General features: G+C 66.5%; 17 protein-coding genes. 8 read left to right on the forward strand and 9 right to left on the reverse strand.

The features are described from left to right. Positions 1-17: 17 nt before the first annotated feature. The 4 genes from AC5RUM_RS19960 to AC5RUM_RS19975 form a co-directional block, all read right to left on the reverse strand. Positions 18-296 carry an MFS transporter gene (locus AC5RUM_RS19960; protein ID WP_494036576.1) on the reverse strand — a complete coding sequence of 93 codons (279 nt, stop codon included), beginning with the start codon at positions 294-296 and terminating at the stop codon, positions 18-20. Further along, positions 284-436, reverse strand: a complete 153-nt coding sequence (locus tag AC5RUM_RS19965) for a hypothetical protein (RefSeq protein WP_494036577.1) — start codon at positions 434-436, stop codon at positions 284-286. Before AC5RUM_RS19965 ends, AC5RUM_RS19960 begins: the two co-directional genes overlap by 13 nt. Positions 437-531: 95 nt before the next feature. Further along, positions 532-1074, reverse strand: a complete 543-nt coding sequence (locus tag AC5RUM_RS19970) for an SRPBCC family protein (RefSeq protein WP_494036578.1) — start codon at positions 1072-1074, stop codon at positions 532-534. Between the two features lie 10 nt (positions 1075-1084). Beyond that, on the reverse strand, positions 1085-1426 hold the full coding sequence (locus tag AC5RUM_RS19975) for an ArsR/SmtB family transcription factor (RefSeq protein ID WP_494036579.1): 342 nt from the start codon (positions 1424-1426) through the stop codon (positions 1085-1087). 548 nt (positions 1427-1974) lie between these two features. Here AC5RUM_RS19975 and AC5RUM_RS19980 point away from each other — a divergent pair. The 5 genes from AC5RUM_RS19980 to AC5RUM_RS20000 all read left to right on the forward strand — a co-directional run bounded on the left by AC5RUM_RS19980 (position 1975) and on the right by AC5RUM_RS20000 (position 7152). Continuing rightward, positions 1975-3096 (forward strand): ABC transporter substrate-binding protein, encoded by a 1122-nt coding sequence (locus AC5RUM_RS19980; RefSeq protein ID WP_494036580.1) that lies wholly within the window; start codon positions 1975-1977, stop codon positions 3094-3096. Then, a complete protein-coding gene (locus tag AC5RUM_RS19985; RefSeq protein WP_494036581.1) occupies positions 3093-3956 on the forward strand; it encodes an ABC transporter permease in 864 nt (287 codons plus the stop codon). Before AC5RUM_RS19980 ends, AC5RUM_RS19985 begins: the two co-directional genes overlap by 4 nt. Continuing rightward, on the forward strand, positions 3932-4711 hold the full coding sequence (locus AC5RUM_RS19990; RefSeq protein WP_494036582.1) for an ABC transporter ATP-binding protein: 780 nt from the start codon (positions 3932-3934) through the stop codon (positions 4709-4711). The genes AC5RUM_RS19985 and AC5RUM_RS19990 overlap by 25 nt, the downstream gene beginning before the upstream one ends. Before the next feature lie 24 nt (positions 4712-4735). Next, positions 4736-6130, forward strand: coding sequence for an LLM class flavin-dependent oxidoreductase (locus AC5RUM_RS19995; RefSeq protein WP_494036583.1), 1395 nt, complete (start codon positions 4736-4738; stop codon positions 6128-6130). A 125-nt stretch (positions 6131-6255) separates the two neighbouring features. After that, on the forward strand, positions 6256-7152 hold the full coding sequence (locus AC5RUM_RS20000; protein WP_494036584.1) for a diacylglycerol/lipid kinase family protein: 897 nt from the start codon (positions 6256-6258) through the stop codon (positions 7150-7152). Between the two features lie 223 nt (positions 7153-7375). Here the strand turns inward: AC5RUM_RS20000 and AC5RUM_RS20005 are convergent, their stop codons facing one another. Then, the gene (locus tag AC5RUM_RS20005) at positions 7376-8161 is read right to left on the reverse strand and encodes a GOLPH3/VPS74 family protein (protein WP_494036585.1); all 786 of its coding nucleotides are present in this window, start codon (positions 8159-8161) and stop codon (positions 7376-7378) included. Positions 8162-8246: 85 nt separating this feature from the next. Further along, positions 8247-8594, reverse strand: coding sequence for a CBU_0592 family membrane protein (locus AC5RUM_RS20010; protein ID WP_494036586.1), 348 nt, complete (start codon positions 8592-8594; stop codon positions 8247-8249). Between the two features lie 269 nt (positions 8595-8863). Here AC5RUM_RS20010 and AC5RUM_RS20015 point away from each other — a divergent pair, with 269 nt between their 5' ends. After that, positions 8864-9787 carry a LysR family transcriptional regulator gene (locus AC5RUM_RS20015; RefSeq protein ID WP_494036587.1) on the forward strand — a complete coding sequence of 308 codons (924 nt, stop codon included), beginning with the start codon at positions 8864-8866 and terminating at the stop codon, positions 9785-9787. Between the two features lie 157 nt (positions 9788-9944). On the opposite strand, the gene AC5RUM_RS20020 is transcribed toward AC5RUM_RS20015, so the two are convergent. Both AC5RUM_RS20020 and AC5RUM_RS20025 read right to left on the reverse strand, forming a co-directional pair. Continuing rightward, positions 9945-11423: an HNH endonuclease signature motif containing protein gene (locus AC5RUM_RS20020; protein WP_494036588.1), complete on the reverse strand. Its 1479-nt coding sequence runs from the start codon at positions 11421-11423 to the stop codon at positions 9945-9947. Positions 11424-11481: 58 nt separating this feature from the next. Then, entirely contained in the window at positions 11482-11967 is a 486-nt protein-coding gene (locus AC5RUM_RS20025) for a phosphotransferase (protein WP_494036589.1), read from the reverse strand. Between the two features lie 396 nt (positions 11968-12363). Between AC5RUM_RS20025 and AC5RUM_RS20030 the strand changes: the two genes are divergently transcribed. Both AC5RUM_RS20030 and AC5RUM_RS20035 read left to right on the forward strand, forming a co-directional pair. Continuing rightward, positions 12364-12921, forward strand: coding sequence for a hypothetical protein (locus AC5RUM_RS20030; RefSeq protein WP_494036590.1), 558 nt, complete (start codon positions 12364-12366; stop codon positions 12919-12921). Continuing rightward, positions 12918-15833, forward strand: a complete 2916-nt coding sequence (locus AC5RUM_RS20035) for an ATP-binding cassette domain-containing protein (protein ID WP_494036591.1) — start codon at positions 12918-12920, stop codon at positions 15831-15833. Before AC5RUM_RS20030 ends, AC5RUM_RS20035 begins: the two co-directional genes overlap by 4 nt. On the opposite strand, the gene metH is transcribed toward AC5RUM_RS20035, so the two are convergent. Beyond that, positions 15823-19476 (reverse strand): methionine synthase, encoded by a 3654-nt coding sequence (metH, locus tag AC5RUM_RS20040; protein WP_494036592.1) that lies wholly within the window; start codon positions 19474-19476, stop codon positions 15823-15825. The two genes, AC5RUM_RS20035 and metH, sit on opposite strands and share 11 nt — an antisense overlap. Between the last annotated feature and the right edge of the window lie 94 nt (positions 19477-19570).

The raw sequence follows: 19570 nt of genomic DNA on the forward strand, positions 1-19570 counted from the left end.
TAGGACGCGCAGTTAAATCAAGGCCGTAGCCTGCGCGGGACGGAAAACACGACCACCGCACCGATGACGGCAAAGATCGCGAACATGTAGAAGTTCAGCTGCCAGCCGAGTGCCAGGCCGGCAACCGCACCTCCGATGATCGGGCCGCAGATTGCCCCGACCCTGCCGACTCCCAGCGACCAGCTCAGGGCGGTTGCGCTGAGGGACTGCGGGTAGTGGGTTGCACAGTAGCCGCCGACCAGGATTTGTGTGCCTACCGAGCCAAGACCGGCGAAGGCGACAATCACCAGGAGCATGCCAGCGGCAGCTGAAGGGTCAGCATGAGGATGGCCACGAAGGCCACCACAAATGACGCTGTGACGACCTTCTTGATCCCAATCCGGTCCGCTATGACCGAAGCGCTCACCGAACCAACGATGGCCCCGGCATTCAGCACGTCATGCAGGCCATCAAAGCGACCCAGACCGCCTGAACCAGGAGAATGCAGTCTGGCGGCGCCCGCAGGGGCGCCGCCGGGCTGCTGGCTTGAGGTCAGGCCAACGCCGCCGCCAGTTCCTCGATGAATTCGAACTGCTCGCGGACGCCGCCTTCCATGCCGGACTGCGCAATCATGTCCCGGACTTCCTTGCTGCCCGCATTGGTGTGGATGGTGACCGTAGTGGCGCCGTCGTCGGCATCCTCAAAGGTGACTGTGTTGACCACTGCCCCCTCCTCGCTCCCAGGCGCACCCTCACTCCCAGGCGCAGCCTCACTCCCAGTCGCGCTGCCGGGCAGCTCCATGACCTCCGTGTGCACGATCCGCTCGTTGGGCTCAATGTCCGTGTAGGTCCCGTGGAAGGCGACCTCGAACCCACCGTTCGCCACCATGACGTACCGCCACGCCCCGCCCACCCGGAAGTCCATCTCAACAATGGTCATCTCGCCGCGCCGGCCCGGCCACCAGCGCCGGACGAGGTCGGGTGTGGTCCAGGCCTTGTACACGAGGTGCCGGGGTGCGTTTAGTGTCCGGGTGATAAGTATTTCCTGATCGCCGGGGAAGTCGACCTTCATGGTGCCGCTGCTTGTCTGTGCCATTGCCCTATCCCTACGCTTGGTCTTCTTGATCCTTGAGGTCCTCCAGCATGCCCTCCAGGGCTTCGAACCGCTCCTCCCAGAGGTGCTGGTAGCTGGCAACCCAGTCGTGCATGGGCTTCAGCGCAAGCGGATTCAGCCGGTAGAGCCGCTGCCTGCCTGCGTCGCGCACGTCCACCACGCCCACCTCCCGCAGTACCCGCAGGTGCCGGGATACGTGCGGCTGGGCCAGGTCCAGAAGATCAACCAGGTCGCCGACCGGCCGCTCACCGCCGGCCAGGACATCGAGGATCTCCCGACGGCGGGGCTCGGCCACCGCGTTGAACGCATCCGTTGTTGTTGCAGCCCTTGCCATGCCGAAATTATATACCCATATGTATATGCATTGGAAGGTTCTCCGTAGGTTTCTCCCTGGTTAAAGAAGCACCGGGGCGCGTGTTCCTCGAGCACAGACGGCGGCCCCACCCACGACGTATCTGTTAAGCCGCATTGCGGATCGTGGCGCCTCGTTTCCTGATGTGCCGGCTGGATGGCGCCATGAGTAGCGCCGTTTCGTCCTGTTTCGCTTCCATTGCGCAGCGCTCGCCGCGGGGCTGGGGCCCGTGATTAGGTGTTTCCACGGTCAAGGCCGTGGCCATACCAGGACGCAAGCGAACAGGAGGAACCGATGACTGCGACAGCCGCCCGCGTGCAAGGCACCCGCCGCTCTTCAGGTTTGTCCTGCCGGGCAGGCCGAATGTGCCGCCTGCCGCGTTCCTGTCCGGAGTGTTCCCCTCCGTCGACTGCTGATCTCTAACCGCGGCCAACACCGCCGGTCTTCTTCCCTTCCAGGCTCTCTTTAGGGCCAGCTCTGCTGTGCCTTCTTATCCGACACCTCGCTCAACCCTTTCCGAAAGGTCAAGCATGTCCCCCGCTGATTCCACCCTGCCCCCTCGAACAACACGCGTGCCATCGTTCACCCGCCGCCGTGCCCTGGGAAGTCTCCTGGCCATTTCAGCGCTCGGCCTCCTCACGGCGTGCGGCGGAAACGCCACGGCCGGCGGCGGGCAGGGCTCACTCGCGGCCACGGCACCTCTCGCCACCTCCGTACCCGCCGGAACCACCATTAAGGTGGGCGATCCCACCATCCACGTGGCTCTGGAGCTCTCCGGCCTGATCAAGGAACTGGACGGCGTCAACGTGGAGTTCGCCAACATCTCCGGCGGTCCGCAGACCACAGAAGCCTTCCGCGCCAACGCCCTGGACGTGGGATCGGTGGCCGACATCCCACCGATCCACGCCACCTGGACCGGCCTTGAAGTCCGGATCATCGCCAGCGCCTACCGGCAGGACGCCGTGAACCACCCGCTGTACGAACTCGGCGTCGCCCCCGGCTCCGGCATCTCCAAGCTGGAGGACCTTCGAGGCAAGAAAATCGCCTACAGCCCAGGCCAGGCCCAAGGTGCGCTGGTGCTGAGAATCCTCGAAAAGGCAGGGCTGACGCAGGACGATGTACAACTGGTGGAGCTGCCCAGCACCGGCGACACCTACTCCACCGTGCTCGCCAGCAAGCAAGTGGACGCGGCGCCGCTGGGTGGTGTGCAGATCAAGCGCTATCTCTCCAAGTACAAGGCCGACGGCGCCACAACACTCCGGCATGGCCTGCGCGACGATCCGGGCCACCTTTATTCCCCCGCCAAGGTCCTGGCCGACCCCGCCAAGGCCGCCGCACTCGCTGCCTATGTCAAGGTCTGGGGCAAAGCCCAGCGGTGGATCCAAGACCACCCCGAGGAATGGCTCGAGGGTTACTACGTCAAGGACCAGGGCCTCTCCCGCGAGGACGGCCTCTACCTGATTAAGGCGGCGGGAAAGCGGGACCTGCCCACGTCCTGGGCCGAGGGCATCGCCCGGCACCAGCAGACAATCGACCTGCTGGCGCGGGAACAGAAAAAGCCCCGCCTGAACGCGGCGGACCTCTACGACACCCGCTTCGAGGCCATCGCCGGCACCGCCTTCGCCTCGGCAGGCAAGGGCGGTTCAGCGTGAGCGCCGCCCCGGTTCTGGAACGTCCCGTCGTCGAACCCCACCTGGACCCTGCATTCGCCGCACGTGAGGACCTGCGACCCACCGGCAGGAGGCTGGGTCCCGGACGACGGCGGCGCCTCGCCTGGCTGCTGGGCCCGTCGGCCCTGTTGGGGCTATGGACCATTGCCTCGGCAACAGGGCTCCTGGATCCGCGGATCCTTTCCGAGCCATGGACGGTGGTTACCACGGCCGGTGAACTGATCGCAGACGGCAGGCTGCAGGAAAACCTCGCCGTCTCCGCCCAGCGGGCAGGCCTGGGACTGTTCTTCGGCCCGCTCGTGGGCGCGGTCCTGGCACTCCTTTCCGGGCTGAGCCGCGTGGGCGAGGCGCTGATCGACGGACCGGTGCAGATCAAACGAGCCATCCCCGGGCTGGCCCTGATCCCGCTGCTCATCCTGTGGTTCGGGATCGACGAGACCATGAAGGTCCTCACCATCACCCTGGGCGTCTTCGTCCCGGTCTACCTGCAGACGCACGCCGGCCTGCGCGGAATCGACCTGAGGTACGTCGAGCTGGCGCAGACCGTCGGCCTTAGCCAAGCGGCCTTCATCCGCAAGGTGGTTCTTCCCGGAGCACTCCCCGGGTTCTTCCTGGGCCTGCGCTTCGCGGTCACCGGAGCCTGGGTGTCCCTGGTGGTGGTGGAGCAGATCAACGCCACCAGCGGCATCGGCTACATGATGGAGCTCGCCCGCACCTATGGCCAAACCAACATCATCGTCCTCGGACTGGCGGTCTACGGCATCCTTGGTCTGCTGTCCGACGGCACCGTCCGCTTCATCGAACGAAAGGCCCTCTCATGGCAGCGCACCTTGGCGGGCTGACCGCCGTCGTATCTTCCCCCGAAACGGAGTCCGCCGGTGCCGTCTCGGTGCGGGGCCTGATCCGCAGCTTCGGGCCCAAGGGCGTCCTGAACGGCGTGGACCTGGACATTGCCCCCGGCGAGTTCGTGGCCCTCCTCGGACCCAGCGGCTGCGGCAAGAGCACCTTGCTGCGCGCCCTCGCCGGGTTGGACCATGATGTGCGCGGCAGCGGCGTGATCAGCGTCCCCGAGCGCGTGTCCGTGGTCTTCCAGGATTCGCGGCTGCTGCCGTGGGACACCGTGCTTGGCAACGTCACCCTGGGCCTGCGGGAGCACGACGCCGAATCCCGGGGACGCAAAGCCCTCGCCGAAGTGGGGCTTGCCGGCAGGGAAAAGTCATGGCCCCACGAGCTCTCCGGCGGCGAGCAGCAGCGCGTGGCGCTGGCCCGGTCGCTGGTCCGCGAACCGCAGCTGCTGCTGGCGGACGAGCCATTCGGCGCGCTCGATGCCCTGACCCGAATCAAAATGCACGGACTGCTCCAGGACCTGGTGGCCGCACACCGCCCGGCCGTCCTGCTGGTGACCCACGACGTGGACGAGGCCATCGCACTGGCGTCCAGGATCGTGGTCCTCGACCACGGCCGCATCGCCACTGTCCGCACCGTGGCGCCGGCATTCAGAACATCCGCTGCCGGAACCCACACAGACGCAGCCGGGCACGACGCCCTGCGCCGCGACCTCCTGGCCGATCTCGGCGTCGTCGGCTCCAGCCACTAACCCTCTCACCCGAAGGACCATCCCATGTCTTCTGAAAACATCTCATCGAACAGTGAATCCAGCCACCGCCGGCTCCACCTCAACGCCTTCCTGATGAGCACCGGCCACCACGAGGCGTCCTGGCGGCTGCCGGAAAGCGACCCGCAGTCCAGTACCGACGTCGAGCACTACAAGCAACTGGCCCGCACCGCCGAGCGTGGCAAGCTCGATTCCATCTTCTTCGCCGACTCCCCCGTCCTGTTCGGTGAGGTGGGCCGCCGTCCGGCTGGAAAGCTGGAGCCCACGGTGCTCCTGACCGCGATCGCAGGGGCCACCGAGCGCATCGGACTTATCGCCACGGCCTCCACCACGTACAACGAGCCGTTCAACCTGGCCCGCCGCTTCGCGTCCGTCGACTGGGCCAGCGGCGGCCGCGCCGGCTGGAACGTGGTCACCACCGCCGGCCCCGACGCCGCCCGGAACTTCGGCGTGGACGACCAGCCCGCCCACGCCGTCCGGTACGAGCGCGCCGCCGAGTTCATCGAGGTGTCGCAGAAGCTGTGGGACAGCTGGCAGGACGACGCCGTGCTCGCGGACAAGGCCGAGGGCGTGTGGGGCGACGCCGGGAAGATCCGCACCATCGACCATGTAGGCAAGCACTTCAAGGTCCGCGGTCCGCTCAATGTGCCCCGCTCACCGCAGGGGCACCCGTTGATCGTCCAGGCCGGCTCCTCAGAGGACGGTAAGGACCTCGCCGCCCGGTACGCGGATGCGGTATTCACCGCGCACCAGACCCTGGCGGATGCGCAGGCCTTCTACCGCGACCTGAAGGCCCGCACCGCCGCCGCCGGCCGGGATCCGGAAACCATCAAGATCCTCCCCGGCATCGTCCCCGTCATCGGGGAAACCGAGGAGGAAGCCCTGGCGCTGGAACGGGAACTGGACCGGCTGATCAAACCTGAGTACGCCCGGATCCAGCTGGCCAAGACCCTGCGGGTTGCCCCCGAGGACCTGCCCCTTGACCGCCAGCTGCCGGACAATCTGCCCAGTGAGGACGAGATCGAGGGGGCCAAGAGCCGCTACACATTGATCGTCCAGCTTGCCCGCCGGGAGAAGCTCACGGTCCGTCAGCTGATCGGCCGGCTGGGCGGCGGCCGCGGACACCGGACCTTCACCGGCACACCGCTCCAGGTGGCGGACGCCATCCAGGAATGGTTCCACGCCGGGGCAGCGGACGGCTTCAACATCATGCCGCCGGTGCTGCCCTCGGGGCTGGAGACGTTCGTGGACAGCGTGGTGCCCATCCTGCAGGAGCGCGGGCTGTTCCGCACCGAGTACACCGGCCGGACCCTGCGTGAACACTATGGCCTGGCGCGGCCGAAGAACCGCTATTCCGGCGCGGGTTCAGCGGAGCTGGCCTCCATCGGATCGGCGTTGTAATGGGCCGGGGGCTGAAGCTCAACCTCTTCATTTACCCAGGCGGCCACCCCCTCCGGAACCTTTGGGACGAGGGTGCCACCGGCTAGGCTGGACTTAACCGCAACAGGGTCTGGAGGATGCGCACCATGGCTGATGACCGGGCACCTGCCGCCCCATTTGACCGGGTAGTCCTGGTCTTCAATCCTGCCAAGGCCGATATGGCCGACCGGATCGGCGATGTACAGCGGGATCTGGCCGCCGAACTGCCGGATCTGCAGATTGACCTGCTGCCGACGGAGTATGCGGGGCACGCCCGAGATCTTGCGCGGTCCGTGGCCGCGCGAGGCGCCGCGCTCCTAATCTCGGTCAGCGGCGACGGCGGGTACAACGAGGTCGTCAACGGGGTGATGGACGTTCCCGCCAGCAGGGCGGTGTGCACTGTGCTCCCTGCGGGCAACGCCAATGATCATCACAGGAGCATGACGGCAAGACCGTTGACGGAGGCCATCCGCGAAGGCAGGGTGCATCGTATCGACCTGTTGCGGATAACCTTCGGCGGGGCGCATCGGGGCCAAGTCCAATACGCCCACTCCTATGTAGGGTTCGGGCTCACCCCGTTGATGGCGATCGGAATCGAAAAGGGCGGAAAAGGGAAAATCCTCGAACTCCTCTCCGTCGCCCGGACGCTCTCTCATTTGAAGCCGTTTGAGCTCGTCAGGGCCGACGGGGCCACCGCCCGGTTCGACAGCCTGATCCTGGCCAACATCTCACGGATGGCGAAGTACGGAACGGTCAGCGAGTCGAACCACCCCGACGACGGTCAGTTCGAGGTGGTGACCTTGCCCCATGCTGGGCGCTGGAAGATGGCGCTGATGACCCTTCGGGCCGTCACCCTGGGGCTGGGGCATCAACCCAGCGTCAACAGTTACGCCTTCACGACGCGGGACGCTGTTCCTTGCCAGATTGACGGCGAAGTCGTACACGTACCCGCAGGCACCCATGTTCTGGTGGAAAGCGCCAAGGGCGCACTTGCCACTATCTGACGGACGGTCACGGGGCTGCGTGGCTGGTGCGGATGACCACCGTGCCGTGTATGCGCCTGTGCAGCGCGCTGACGCAAACTGCCAATCAGCGCGCGTCTGCAGGGATTCAGGGCGCGGTTACCTTGCAAAGCACGGACTTACCGCACTCTGAGGCGGCTGGCTGGCGGCGGACTCCTGGAGTCCACGCAGACCGACGAGGCCGCACCTGCGAATTCAGGCAGCGTTACAGGGTTGCGGCTTCTTCCTCCGCCAGTCTGATCAGGCGAAGTTCGTCCTCCACCGCTCGGGATGGCCAAAAGTCCCTCGACAGCTCACTTGACCAGCTTCGATCCGCTGCCGGAAAGAGCTTGCCAAACAGCCCAGCCGCCTGAAGGAGGGCGATCAGCGCTGTGGTCCTGGGATCGGGAGCCTTGGCATCAGGCTTCGCGGGATCAGGCGTCCCGGCCCCAGGTGCCCCGGCATCGGACGCCGTGGAATCGGGCGCCCCGGCCGCCCCGGCATCAGGCGCCGCGGCATCCGTCGCTGTAGGGGCAGGGGCCCCGGCATCAGTGGTCGCACCGTAAAGTGCGGCCTCGATCTTTTTCAGGAGCGCATCCTCCGGGCCGTGGTCCCTCTCCGGATATCGCACGGCCCGGAACCGGCCCAGATGCTTCGCGCCGACGTGTTCCACGATGCCCAGCGACGCCATCCCCTCATAGACACGCTGCACCTCGGCGCGGCTCTCTAGTATCGAGACCCACTGCTTGGGAGTGTGAGGGCGGGATTTGCCACGGATGAGGTCCAGCTCGTGCTGGAAGTCTGTTTTCGGGGCGGCGCCGGTCGCTTTGACGTGCTTCCCCTCCAGCCCGATGGCACCGATCAGGTCCAGCTCGGCCAATATTGCCCCCGCCACACTGGTCCTGAGTGCGAAGACCGGCACTTCAGGTTTGCCGTCCTTGTCGTTTGTGGCCAAGAGCAGGAAAGCCTGCGGGAGGTTCAGTTCCACCGCCTTGGGTGTTTCAGCATCCATGGGATCATGGTGGACCCGTTTGGGCCGCCGCCACAACGGCTGATTTAAGGGGAGCAAGAGGCCTGCAACGGGACCCCACACGGGGTTATGTAAATCGACGTGCCCGCGGCGCTTCAACAATTGCCAGCTGGCCGGTGGTGTCGGGGACGCCCGGAAATTGAACCTGCGGAGCATCAGCGGCTGCCGCTGCCGGCTGGCCCGCCCCACGCATGCGAAAAAGCGCGACGGCGGAAATGAGGCACCACGCGACATTCGTGACCACGGACGGCCATGCTTCGTGGAATGCGCCATTGACTATGAAGGCGCCAGCACCGAGGAGATTCGCGGTCTGGAAGCCCCTGCCGGCCTTCAGCCAGCCCATGGACACGGCCAAGTAGGCACCGAGTATCGCAACCGCGCCTGCCCAACCTGCGATTTCCCACAGCAGTTCCATGATGTCCTTTCAGAAGTTATGCCCGCTGCCATCCGCTGGGCGGAGTGTAGATGGCGGGCTGGAGGTGCGTGTTTCGGAAGAGGCTATTGCGGAATGGACCAGGCATCGGCTGGACCAGCGTTTTGCTCACCTGTCGGCGAGAACCTCCTTCGTTGGACGGCCTGCTTGGATTACTCCCGCGGGCCTAGCCGGTTCACCAGCAATTATCAGGACGGAACTGATGTAGGGCAATTGCATTCCACTGAAGACATGGTTTAGAACTACTTAACATGGACATTGATCCGCGCAGGCTGCGCGTGCTTCTGGCGGTTGCCCGCACGGGCGGGGTGCTCGCCGCCGCTGACGAGCTGGGAATAACGGCCTCCGCCGTCTCACAGCAGCTCAACAAACTGGAGGACGAGACGGGGCACGCCTTGGTGGTGCGCACGCCCAAAGGCTCAGTTTTGACGCCCGCCGGCCTGGCAATAGCAGAAGCCGGTGAGGAGATTGAACGCGCACTCAGCGTCGCCCGCGCCCGGATCGAGGGAGGGGCCAAGGTCGCTGGAGTCGTGCGGGTGGGCGGATTCACCAGCTTTGTTCGGACGGTGGTGATCCCGCGCCTGCCCGAGTGGCGCAGCCAGTACCCGCAATTACAGATCCGGATCGTCGAGGACGACTTCCCTGCCCTGATGCGGTTGCTCCGCCAGCGCGAGCTCGACGCGGTCGTGGTCGAGCTCGATTCGACGACTGCCGAGCAGCGTTCACTTTCCGCCGGCATGACCGAGGAGCCCTTGCTGGACGAGCCATGGAAGCTGGTGGTTCCCTCGGGTGCCCTGCTCACCACCGAGAATGTTGACCTTGCGCGACTGCCACTTCCGTGGCTCGGCGTCGAGCCGTCAGCCGCCAACTCTTCGGTGCTCGGCCGGCTTCGCCAGTCAGCGGGTGCCCAGATGGAGACTGTGCATCAGTACCAGGAGACGCTGACCGCCCTCGCACTCGTCGCTGCGGGCGAGGGGATTGCGATCGTGCCCACCCTGGCGTTGAGCGGCGTCGTTCAGGATGGCGTCGACATCCTGGACGTCCCCGGACTGGGTACGCGGCGCATCGTTCTGCGCCGGTTCGACCGGCGGCGGTCGACCAGTATGCCTGCGGACACAGTCGCACGCCTTCTGCGGGAATCGGCTGCAGCGTTCGACACGCGCTCGGCATCCTGAACTGCCCCGTTCGGGATGATCCCGCTGACCAGCGGCGTGAGGTGAGCCGACGACGGCGGGACCTCCCGCCGTCGTCCGCCTGCGTTTCGGTGAGGTACTGCAGCGCCGACCAGCCGCCGTCGTCCGCTGAGCATGAGGTGGCCGTAGGGAGTCGATCCTACGCCGCGGTGAACTGTGCCCAGTCAGGCAGGGGATCCACCGGTAATGGCGGCCCGGTATCTCGGAAAGCGGCGGGACCGTCCGTTACGTCCATCCAGTCAGGCGGTTCCCACCCGAGGGCTTCGCCCACAAGGGCGGGGTGGTCCGGCCAGTATGGTGGTTCCCAGTCTTGTTGTTCGCTGGGATAGGAGCGTCCCGCGGGTGAAATCCAGCCGGGAGGCTGGTCCCGGGTGGCATCAGTCGGCCTCCAAGCAGTGGTGTGCTTGAGTCTGTGGTGCCTCCGGCATGGTTGGGCCAGGTTGCTGACGCCGGTGCCACCTCCCTCTGACCAGGCCAGCAGATGGTCCGCTTCATTATCCAGGGAATGGTTGTTGCAGCCAGGGAAAGGGCACCGGCCATCCCGAAGCCGCAGCCATTGGCGCATCGATTTCGAAACCCGGTAGCTGGTCCGTCCGATCTCCAGCGGCGCTCCGCTGCGCGGATCGGTCAGTACACGCAGGAACGAACCGGCACCATCGCCGACCAGCCGTCGGGCCATACTCGGCGGAACGGGACCGTACCCGTCCAGGATGGCCGGTTCCGTCACGGCGCCCAAGAGTGACAGCACCGGAACGGTCATCAGGACCTGCGCCTTTGGTGACGGGGTTCCTTCTGCTTCCCCCGCCATCAGCCAGTCAGAAGCGACGTCCGTGCGGAGCTGGGTCAGAGTCCGGGATTCGGTCGGCCCCTGCAGGGCACGCGCAGCGTCCGTGGCACGGGACCAAACAGCGGCTGCGACGTCGGCAGCCACGTAGGCCGATAGCCAGGCCATGCCGTCCCGGTCCGGCACATATTCCAGCCGGCGGTCCTTCACACTCTTGCGGTGCCGCGCTTCGATGCTGACGGGATGGTGCCGCTCACGCCAGCTGCGCGCTTTCGCCCGGAACCTGCCCGGCACCAGCTCCCCCGCCGGGCAGCCACGCGCGGCAAAGGGAGCTTTGGGGTCCAGGAAATGGGCCTCCAAGGCAGCAGCTGCGGCGGGGTCCAAACCGGAGGTTTCATCACACATCACTCGCGCGTGCTGCCACGAAATGGTTCCTGACCGCAGTGCGGACAATGTCAGGGGCAACCCGGTGGTCAGTGTGGCTGACTCCGCCAGCAATGCCGCTGCGGATCTTTCACTCAGGGTCAGGACGCAGGCCACTTCTGCTGTCACGGCCATCGCCTGGGCGGTGCGCTCCTGCGGGGAAGAAGCCGGGGCCGCCAGGGCAGCGGCAGCGTGGGCGTATCCAGCGGCGAAGTGCACTTTCAATGCGGCCAGCCTGGCGTCCATACTGGCCAGCTCGGCCAGACCGTCCAGGCATGCGCCAGCTTCGCCCTGCAATGGGTCAGTATCAGTCGAGGACACGGTGCCTGCGCCGTGACCGACAAATGACCGCAGCGCAGCAAGGGAGGCTTCCATGGCCTCCAACGTCTCCGCGACTGCTCTGCTTTCCATACCCACAGCATGTCAGCAGGCACCGACAATTAACGGGGCTTCAAGGTTGCAGGCAAAGTCAGAATTCCAGGATCTGCCTGATCCCGAACTCTCCGAGGGCGAACATCCGCGGATTGTCGTCTGAGTGGCTCAGCCTTGCGGTGGAGAGGATGAGAGCCCAGCCGCGGGCCCTCAACCAGGTGTCCTCATCCACTGCGGAGCCAAAGGCGTCCATGAAGCGGTGGCGGGCACCGGCGTCGAACATCAGCCATCCCGCCGCAAGATCGACAGCCGGGTCCTCTGCCCCGACGTCGCCGAAATCGATGAGGCCGGCCAGCGAACCGTCGTCCGCCAGGATGATATTGCCCGGGTGAAGGTCGCCGTGAAGCATGATCGCCGGGCCGTCCCAGGTTTCGGCGGCACAGGTCTGCGCCCACACCGCTCTGAGCGCTGCTGCCTGCGGGTAGCGTCCGGAGTCCCCGAGCCGATCCGCCACCGCGGCGTCACGGTCCGTCAGCGGCACGCCGCGGAAAGGATTCACCGGGATGCCGGTTTCGTCAGGCACATGGAGGGACAGCAGGAACTCGGCGAGGCCTTCCGCGGCTGGCCCGCGATCTGCTGGGCCGACGTCGGCCGGCCGGCATGGACGGGACCGGAATCGCAACCGGGGAGCGGCGGGCTATGTCGGGAAGGTAGCGCTGCTCACGCAGGATCAGCGGAACGGCCTCCGGCCTGCGCGGCAGCCGCACGGCCAGATCGTCGCCGAGCCGGAAGGTCGCGTTGTCCCGAGCCATTGGCCCCCGCGCTAAAGAACGATCGCCGAGGTCGGGCCGATGGTCCCGGACCAGGCCTTCGACCAGCGCACTGGATACCCGCGGAAAACGTGCAATGTAGTGGAGAACTAACGTCACACAACGCGGCGCCATCCTGATCCGGATAAACAACGTCCTACCCTTGACAGGTGACTTTGACTAAGATCCGCACCGCCGCCGCGAGCTCCCTCGCCGCCGCAGGTCTCCTGTTTACTCTCGCCGCCTGTTCCGCGCCGGCCGCCACCCAGCCAACAACCTCCGCACCGGTTTCCCCGGCAACGACTTCATCCAGCGCCGCTTCCGGGCCCTGCGCCGGTGTGAAGGTCATTGTCGACTCGGGCGCCCTGAAGCAGGCCGCCGCTGATACGTCAGTTTGCGTGCCCGTGGACGCGCCGACCCTCGCTTCCAAGGTGCTCGACGAGGCAAAGGTGAAAACCGAGGGCACCGCCGAATACCCCAAGGAACTGGTGTGCCGTGTAAACGGTGTGCCCGCCGCTGACTTCGACATCGCCCACAAGGGCGGCACGTACCGGGAAGAGTGCAAGAAGATGCCCGCCGCCTTTGCCTACTGGGCTCTCTGGGTTAAGCCGGCCTCCGGTGCCTGGGCATATGCCCAGGAAGGCCTCGGCACCCTGAAGGTGAGCCCCGGACAGAGCCTGGAGCTGCTCTTCACGGTCGACGGCGCACCGGCCACGCCCACGGCATGACCTTTCGACCCGCGCCGTTACGCGCAGCGGCGGCTCTCGCCGTCGTATTCATCGCGGCGCGGGTCATCTACCGCATCCTCTTTAACGGGGCGGGCATCGGTGAGCCGGTTCTGCTCGACCTGCCGGCGGTACCGCTGCCTGCCCCGTACGCCCATGTTGTCCTCCTCGGCCCGGTAACCGGACACGGCATGTGGCAGGCGGTCCTGTCCGCCTTGCCGATTGCCGGAATAATCCTCGGTTTCGGCATCCTCAACGCCTGGGTGGACATAGCCCGCGGCTTCGTTCACCTGGCCCGACGCGGGCCCATGCAGGGCATTGCCCGGATGCTTGTGGTGGCGTGGGCGGCGCTTCCGGCGCTTGCCGACGCCGTGACTTCCGTGCGCCTGGCGTTCCGGTTGCGGGGTGAACGCTTCGGAGCCCGCGCCCTTATTCCCGTGCTCGAGCGCACCCTTGAGCACGCTGGCCGGGTTGCCGCGGCCTTGGAGTTGCGCGGCTTTGGGAGCCGGGCAGCACAGCAGCCCGGCGGCACGGAAGCACCGGTTGTCGTCCGGGATGCACACTTCCGCATCGGCGACGCCCAGGTGCGTGTCGCCGGCTTCGCGCCGCCGAGCGGGTCAATTGCGGTCATTACCGGGCCGACAGGCTCGGGCAAGTCCACCATCCTGCGCGGTATCGCCGGCCTCCTCTCACACGTTGACGGCGGAGAAATTTCCGGCACCGTGCGCATTGCCGGGACGGACCGTGCCGCCACACCGCCGCGCGACACCGCCCGCCTCATCGGCGTCGTCCTGCAGAATCCCCGCGCCGCATTCGCCAGCACCCGCGTCCGGGACGAAATCGGGCTCGCACTCGAGCTGCGCGGCGTGCCATCCGATGCTGCCAAGGCCCGGGTGCTGGAGGTCGCCGAGAGCATCGGGGTGTCGGCGCTGCTGGACCGGAATGTCAGCACCCTCTCGGCCGGTGAGGCAACGCTCGTAGCCATCGCCGCCGCGGTGGTGGAGCAACCGGCCCTGCTCCTGGTTGACGAGCCCCTGGCCGATCTTGACACCGCAGTACGCGGACATGTCATCGCGGTGCTCAGCGCCCTCGCCCGCGATGCCGATGTCTGCGTCATCGTCGCGGAGCACCGGGCGGAAGCGCTCACACCGGTTGCCGACTCGTGGTGGACCATCGACGACGGCGCCCTGGTGCCGAGCGCTGCGCCATCACCGCCTTTGCCCCCTCTCGTTGCCCGTCCCACGCCGGCACAGCCAGCGGAGCCAGTGCCCGTACTGACTGCGACCAAGCTCGCGGTGCACCGCAAGGGCAAGCCGCTCGTGCGCGACGCATCCCTGACCCTGCACCGCGGTGAAGTGGTCGCCCTGGTGGGGCCGAACGGCGCCGGAAAGTCGTCCCTCCTCGTGGCGCTCGCCCTCGGTGAAGGAACGGGCGGTGAAGGAATGGTCGACGGCGGCACGGTCGACGGCCGCCGCGTCGCCCTCGTGCCGGACGCCTCGGACGACCTCTTCACGAGGGATACGGTCGCGGGAGAGCTCCGCGCGGCCGACCGGCGCCTAGCGCGCGCTGCGCGTCAATCGGGCCGGCCTCGCTCAGGCCGGCGCCACCAAGACCGCCGCCCAGGCAGTGACCAGCTTGTCCCAATGTCTGCTGAGTCGCGCCTTGCCCGGTTGCGGGGAGGCGTCCGGATTCCCATTGGACACGAGCATCCCCGGGACCTTTCTGCAGGGGAGCGCAGGATACTTGCCATCGCGCTGCAGACCATGGACGACCCCCAGGTGCTCCTGATCGATGAGCCCACCCGCGGACTCGATCCTGCGGCGCGCACAGCAGTCTCGGCGGCGCTGCGGGCCGCAGCGGACGCCGACACGGCAGTCCTGATCGCCACACACGATGTCGACTTTGCCCACGGCCTCGGCGCCCGGATCCTCCCGATGCATGACGGCGTCGCCCCCTCTTCCGTGTCAGAGGCCGTCCCGGCCGGTGCCGCCACAGCCGGTGCCGTCCCAACCAGTGCCGCCACAGCGCACCGCATAGTTGCACCACGGTTCACCGAGCGACGAACAGATATTCCGGCTGCGGAAAGAAAGCACCACATCCGGATGCCGCGGGGCGTCGAGCTCGCAATTCTCGCCGCAGCAAACCTCCTGGCCCTCGCTGCATTCTGCTGGCCTTTGCTCGCCGCGGCGCTCCCCGAGGATGCCGCCGCGGCCCTCCCGTACGCGGCCCTGTCTATTGCACCGATCGCCGTCGTTGCCATCGTCGTGTCCCTCGACGGCTCGGTCCGCTCCGCACACACGGTGGCGTTGCTCGGCGTCCTGGCCGCCGTCGGCTCGGCAGTCCGGGTGGCAAGCACCGGCGTCGGGGGCGTAGAGGCAGTTTTTATCCTGCTGATCCTGGCCGGCCGGGCCTTCGGTGCCCGTTTCGGCCTGCTCCTCGGCGCCGCCACCATCGCCGTCTCAAGCGCCTTGTGGAGTGGCATCGGGCCTTGGACACCGTTCCAGATCTTCGCCTGTGCGTGGGTGGGCGCCGGGGCCGGCCTGCTGCCCCGCCGTGTGCGCGGCAAAGCAGAGCTGTGGATGCTGTGCGGCTACGGCGCCGTGGCGTCCTACCTGTTCGGCCTGTTGACCAATCTGTGGTTCTGGCCCTTCGCGGTCGGCGCCGGCACCGGCATCTCCTACGTGCCCGGCGCGCCGTTGGCAACCAACCTCAGCAGCTTCCTGCTTTATTCGCTGGTGACGTCGACGGCGGGCTGGGACACCCTGCGTGCTATCACCACCATCGTCGGAATCGCCGTGGTGGGCCGGGCCATTCTCGCCGCTTTCAGACGGGTGAAGCCGGTCTCCAGCGGGAGCGGGCAAGTCGCGAAGACTCAATCCGCCCAGACCAAAGACCGGCTTCAGTTCACACCTTGAAGTACTTTGCCTCCGGGTGGTGGAACACGAACGCGTCGGTGGACTGTTCGGGGTGCAGCATCAGCTCATCGCTGAGGATTACGCCCATACGCTCGGGTTTCAGCAACTCCGTCACCTTGCGGCGGTCTTCCATGTCGGGGCACGCGGGGTATCCGAGCGAGAAGCGCGCACCGCGGTAGTCGAGCTTGAAGTACCCTGCCTTGTCCTTGGGCTCCTCGGCTGCGAAACCCAGCTCGGAGCGGATACGGGCATGCCAAAACTCCGCGAGTGCCTCGGTGAGCTGCATGACCAGGCCATTGAGCTCGTAGTAGTCGCGGTAGTGGTTCCCCTTGAACAGCTCCGCTGTCACCTCATCGATCGCTGAACCGGCGGTGACCAGCTGGATCGGCAGCACGTCGATCTGGCCCGATTCGCGCGAGCGCACGAAGTCGGCGAGGCACAGGTGCCGGTCCCGGCGCTGGCGCGGGAAGTCGAAACGCAGACGCTCGGTGCCGATCGGACCGCCTGAACCGCCGTCGGGGGCGAGCAGTCCCGCAGTGCCGAGGACGCCGTCGTGATCCTCTCCGTGGTGCAGCACCACCACCTGTTCGCCCTCGGAGACCACGGGGAAATAGCCGTACGCGACGGACGCATCAAGCATTCCCTCGGCGAGGATGCGGTCAAGCCAGTACCGCAGGCGCGGCCGGCCCTCGAGTTCCACCAGTTCCTCGTAGGAGGCGCCGTCATCGCCGCGGCCGGGCTTGAGCCCCCACTGCCCCATGAACGTGGCACGCTCGTCGAGCAAAGCCGCGTAGTCGTGCAGCGCCACGCCGCGTACGATCCGCGTGCCCCAGAACGGCGGCGCAGGCACGGCGTTGTCGGCGGCCACGTCGGACCGCCCGGGCATCGCCTCCGGCTCGGTCACCGTAAACTTTGCGCCGCTTCCCTTATGGATCCGCTTCTTCAGCGGCGGAAGGCCGACGTCGTCCGGCGACTCGCCGCGGGCAACGCGGACCAGCGGTTCCATGAGTGAGAGGCCCTCGAAAGCGTCCTTGGCGTAGCGCACCACGCCATCAAACTGCTCCGCCAGGTCCTGCTCCACGTAGGCGCGGGTCAGGGCTGCACCGCCGAGGATGATCGGCCACTTCTTCGCCAGGCCACGGGACTGCAGCTCGGCGAGGTTCTCCTTCATCACCACGGTGGACTTCACCAGCAGGCCAGACATGCCGATCACGTCGGCGTTGTGCTCCTCCGCCGCGGCCATAATCTCGGCGATCCCCTGCTTAATGCCGATGTTGACGACTTTGTAGCCGTTGTTGGTGAGGATGATGTCCACCAGGTTCTTGCCGATGTCGTGCACGTCGCCGCGCACAGTGGCGATCACCATGGTGCCCTTGCCCGACGAATCCGACTTCTCCATGTGCGGCTCGAGCAGTGCCACCGCGTTCTTCATCACCTCGGCGGACTGCAGCACGAACGGCAACTGCATCTCGCCGGCGCCGAAGCGCTCGCCCACCACCTTCATGCCCTCGAGCAGGTTGTCGTTGATGATGCCGAGCGGGGTCATGCCTTCGCTTCGCGCCAGGTCGAGGTCCTCTTCAAGGCCCTTGCCCTCGCCGTCGATGATGCGCCGCTCCAGGCGCTGACCGGTTGGCAGGGCCGCAAGTTCAGCGGCGCGCTGGTCCTTGAGCGCTGCAGTGTCGACGCCGGCGAACATGTCCAGCATGATGGCCAGGGGGTCGTACGTAACGTTGCCGTCGGCGTCGTACTCGCGGCGGTCCCAGACGAGGTCCAGCGCCACCTTGCGCTGTTCCTCCGGGAGCGACGCGAGCGGCACGATCTTGGCCGCGTCGATGATGCCGCTGGAAAGGCCCGCCTGTACGGCCTCGTGCAGGAACACCGAGTTCAGGACCATGCGCGCGGCCGGGTTCAGGCCGAAAGACACGTTCGAGACACCCAGCGTCGTGTTGATGCCGGGGTACTTCGTGGTGATCTGGCGGATGGCCTCGATGGTTTCGATGCCATCCCGGCGGGTTTCTTCCTGGCCGGTGGCAATGGGGAAGGTCAGGGCGTCGACGATGATGTCTTCGACGCGCATCCCCCATTCGCCCACCAGTGCGTCGACGAGTCGGGAGGCGATGGCGACCTTGCCCTCGGTGGTGCGTGCCTGGCCCTGCTCGTCGATGGTCAAGGCAATCACGGCGGTACCGTGTTCCTTCACGAGCGGCATGATGCGCGCGAAGCGGCTGGCCGGGCCGTCGCCGTCCTCATAGTTGACCGAGTTGACCACCGGACGCCCGCCGATGAGTTCGAGCCCGGCCTGGAGTACGGCCGGTTCGGTCGAGTCCATGACCAGTGGGAGCGTGGAGGCCGACGCGAAACGCGAGACGATCTCCTTCATGTCGGCCACGCCGTCGCGCCCCACATAGTCGATGCAAACGTCCAGCAGGTGCGCGCCAACACGGACCTGCTCGCGAGCGATATCGACGCAGTCGTCCCAACGCTCTTCGAGCATCGCCTGGCGGAATGCCTTCGAACCGTTCGCGTTGGTGCGCTCACCGATGGCGAGGTAGGACAACTCCTGGTCGAAATTCACATGGTGGTAGAGGGAGGCGACACCGGCTTCCCTCTCGGTGGGAACGCGGGAACCATCGGCGGCCCTCCCGCCGCTGGCCACCGAGGCCCCGTTGCGGAAGGGCGCAAGCCGTTCGACGACGGCGGCCATGTGTTCCGGCGTCGTACCGCAGCATCCGCCCACCAGGCCCAGGCCGAATTCCCGCACGAACTGCTCGTGTGCGGTGGCGAGTTCGGAGGGTGACAGCGGATAGTGCGCGCCGTTGGGACCAAGCACCGGCAGGCCGGCGTTGGGCATGCAGGCGATCGCCACGGAGGACTGCTTGGACAGGTGGCGCAGGTGCTCGCTCATCTCGTCCGGCCCCGTGGCGCAGTTCAGGCCGATGGCGTCGACGCCGAGCGGCTCGAGTGCGGTGAGCGCCGCGCCGATCTCTGAGCCCATCAGCATGGTTCCGGTGGTCTCGACGGTCACCTCGACGAAGATGGGGAGCCTTACGCCGCGGGACACGATGGCATGCTTGCAGCCGTTGACCGCGGCTTTGGTCTGCAGGAGGTCCTGGCTGGTCTCGATGAGGAAGGCATCCGCTCCCCCGTCGATGAGGCCCTCGGCCTGCAGGGCGAAGGTCTGCTTGAGGTAGTCGTAGCTGGTGTGCCCGAGGCTGGGGAGCTTGGTGCCCGGTCCCATCGAGCCCAGGACCCAGCGCATCCGTCCGTCTGTTTTTTCGGCCGCTTCGGCGCGGTCGCGGGCGATCTTCGCACCCTTCCGGGCGAGCTCTTCGATCCGGTCGTCGATGCCGTAGTCAGAGAGGTTGGACCAGTTGGCGCCGAAGGTGTTGGTTTCCACGGCATCGATGCCTGTGGCGAAGTAGGCGTCGTGGATGTCCGCGAGCACATCCGGGCGGGTGTCGTTCAGGATCTCGTTGCAGCCTTCGAGCCCCAGGAAGTCCTTCTCGAGTGAAAGTTCCCGCCCCTGCAGCATGGTGCCCATCGCGCCATCGGCAATGACGACGCGGTGGTTCACCGCGTCCAACAGCTCCTGCGAACGGGCAGGGCGGGGGACGGACTCAATATCAAGCGCAAAACGAGGCATCTAAACAGATTACGGGTGCGGCCCGAAATGTTGCTTCGTATTTCTGTGTACTACGACGGCGGCGGGGTGATGTGCAGTTCTGCCCGGGACTCTC

Source organism: Arthrobacter sp. B2060 (genome assembly GCF_059090445.1).

Excerpts from the sequence above, each read along its gene's own strand:
- AC5RUM_RS19960 (WP_494036576.1), bottom strand. The coding sequence starts at position 296 with ATGCTCCTGGTGATTGTCGCCTTCGCCGGTCTTGGCTCGGTAGGCACA.
- AC5RUM_RS19970 (WP_494036578.1), bottom strand. The coding sequence starts at position 1,074 with ATGGCACAGACAAGCAGCGGCACCATGAAGGTCGACTTCCCCGGCGAT.
- AC5RUM_RS19975 (WP_494036579.1), bottom strand. The coding sequence starts at position 1,426 with ATGGCAAGGGCTGCAACAACAACGGATGCGTTCAACGCGGTGGCCGAG.
- AC5RUM_RS19980 (WP_494036580.1), top strand. The coding sequence starts at position 1,975 with ATGTCCCCCGCTGATTCCACCCTGCCCCCTCGAACAACACGCGTGCCA.
- AC5RUM_RS19990 (WP_494036582.1), top strand. The coding sequence starts at position 3,932 with ATGGCAGCGCACCTTGGCGGGCTGACCGCCGTCGTATCTTCCCCCGAA.
- AC5RUM_RS19995 (WP_494036583.1), top strand. The coding sequence starts at position 4,736 with ATGTCTTCTGAAAACATCTCATCGAACAGTGAATCCAGCCACCGCCGG.
- AC5RUM_RS20000 (WP_494036584.1), top strand. The coding sequence starts at position 6,256 with ATGGCTGATGACCGGGCACCTGCCGCCCCATTTGACCGGGTAGTCCTG.
- AC5RUM_RS20005 (WP_494036585.1), bottom strand. The coding sequence starts at position 8,161 with ATGGATGCTGAAACACCCAAGGCGGTGGAACTGAACCTCCCGCAGGCT.
- AC5RUM_RS20010 (WP_494036586.1), bottom strand. The coding sequence starts at position 8,594 with ATGGAACTGCTGTGGGAAATCGCAGGTTGGGCAGGCGCGGTTGCGATA.
- AC5RUM_RS20015 (WP_494036587.1), top strand. The coding sequence starts at position 8,864 with ATGGACATTGATCCGCGCAGGCTGCGCGTGCTTCTGGCGGTTGCCCGC.
- AC5RUM_RS20020 (WP_494036588.1), bottom strand. The coding sequence starts at position 11,423 with ATGGAAAGCAGAGCAGTCGCGGAGACGTTGGAGGCCATGGAAGCCTCC.
- AC5RUM_RS20035 (WP_494036591.1), top strand. The coding sequence starts at position 12,918 with ATGACCTTTCGACCCGCGCCGTTACGCGCAGCGGCGGCTCTCGCCGTC.
- metH (WP_494036592.1), bottom strand. The coding sequence starts at position 19,476 with ATGCCTCGTTTTGCGCTTGATATTGAGTCCGTCCCCCGCCCTGCCCGT.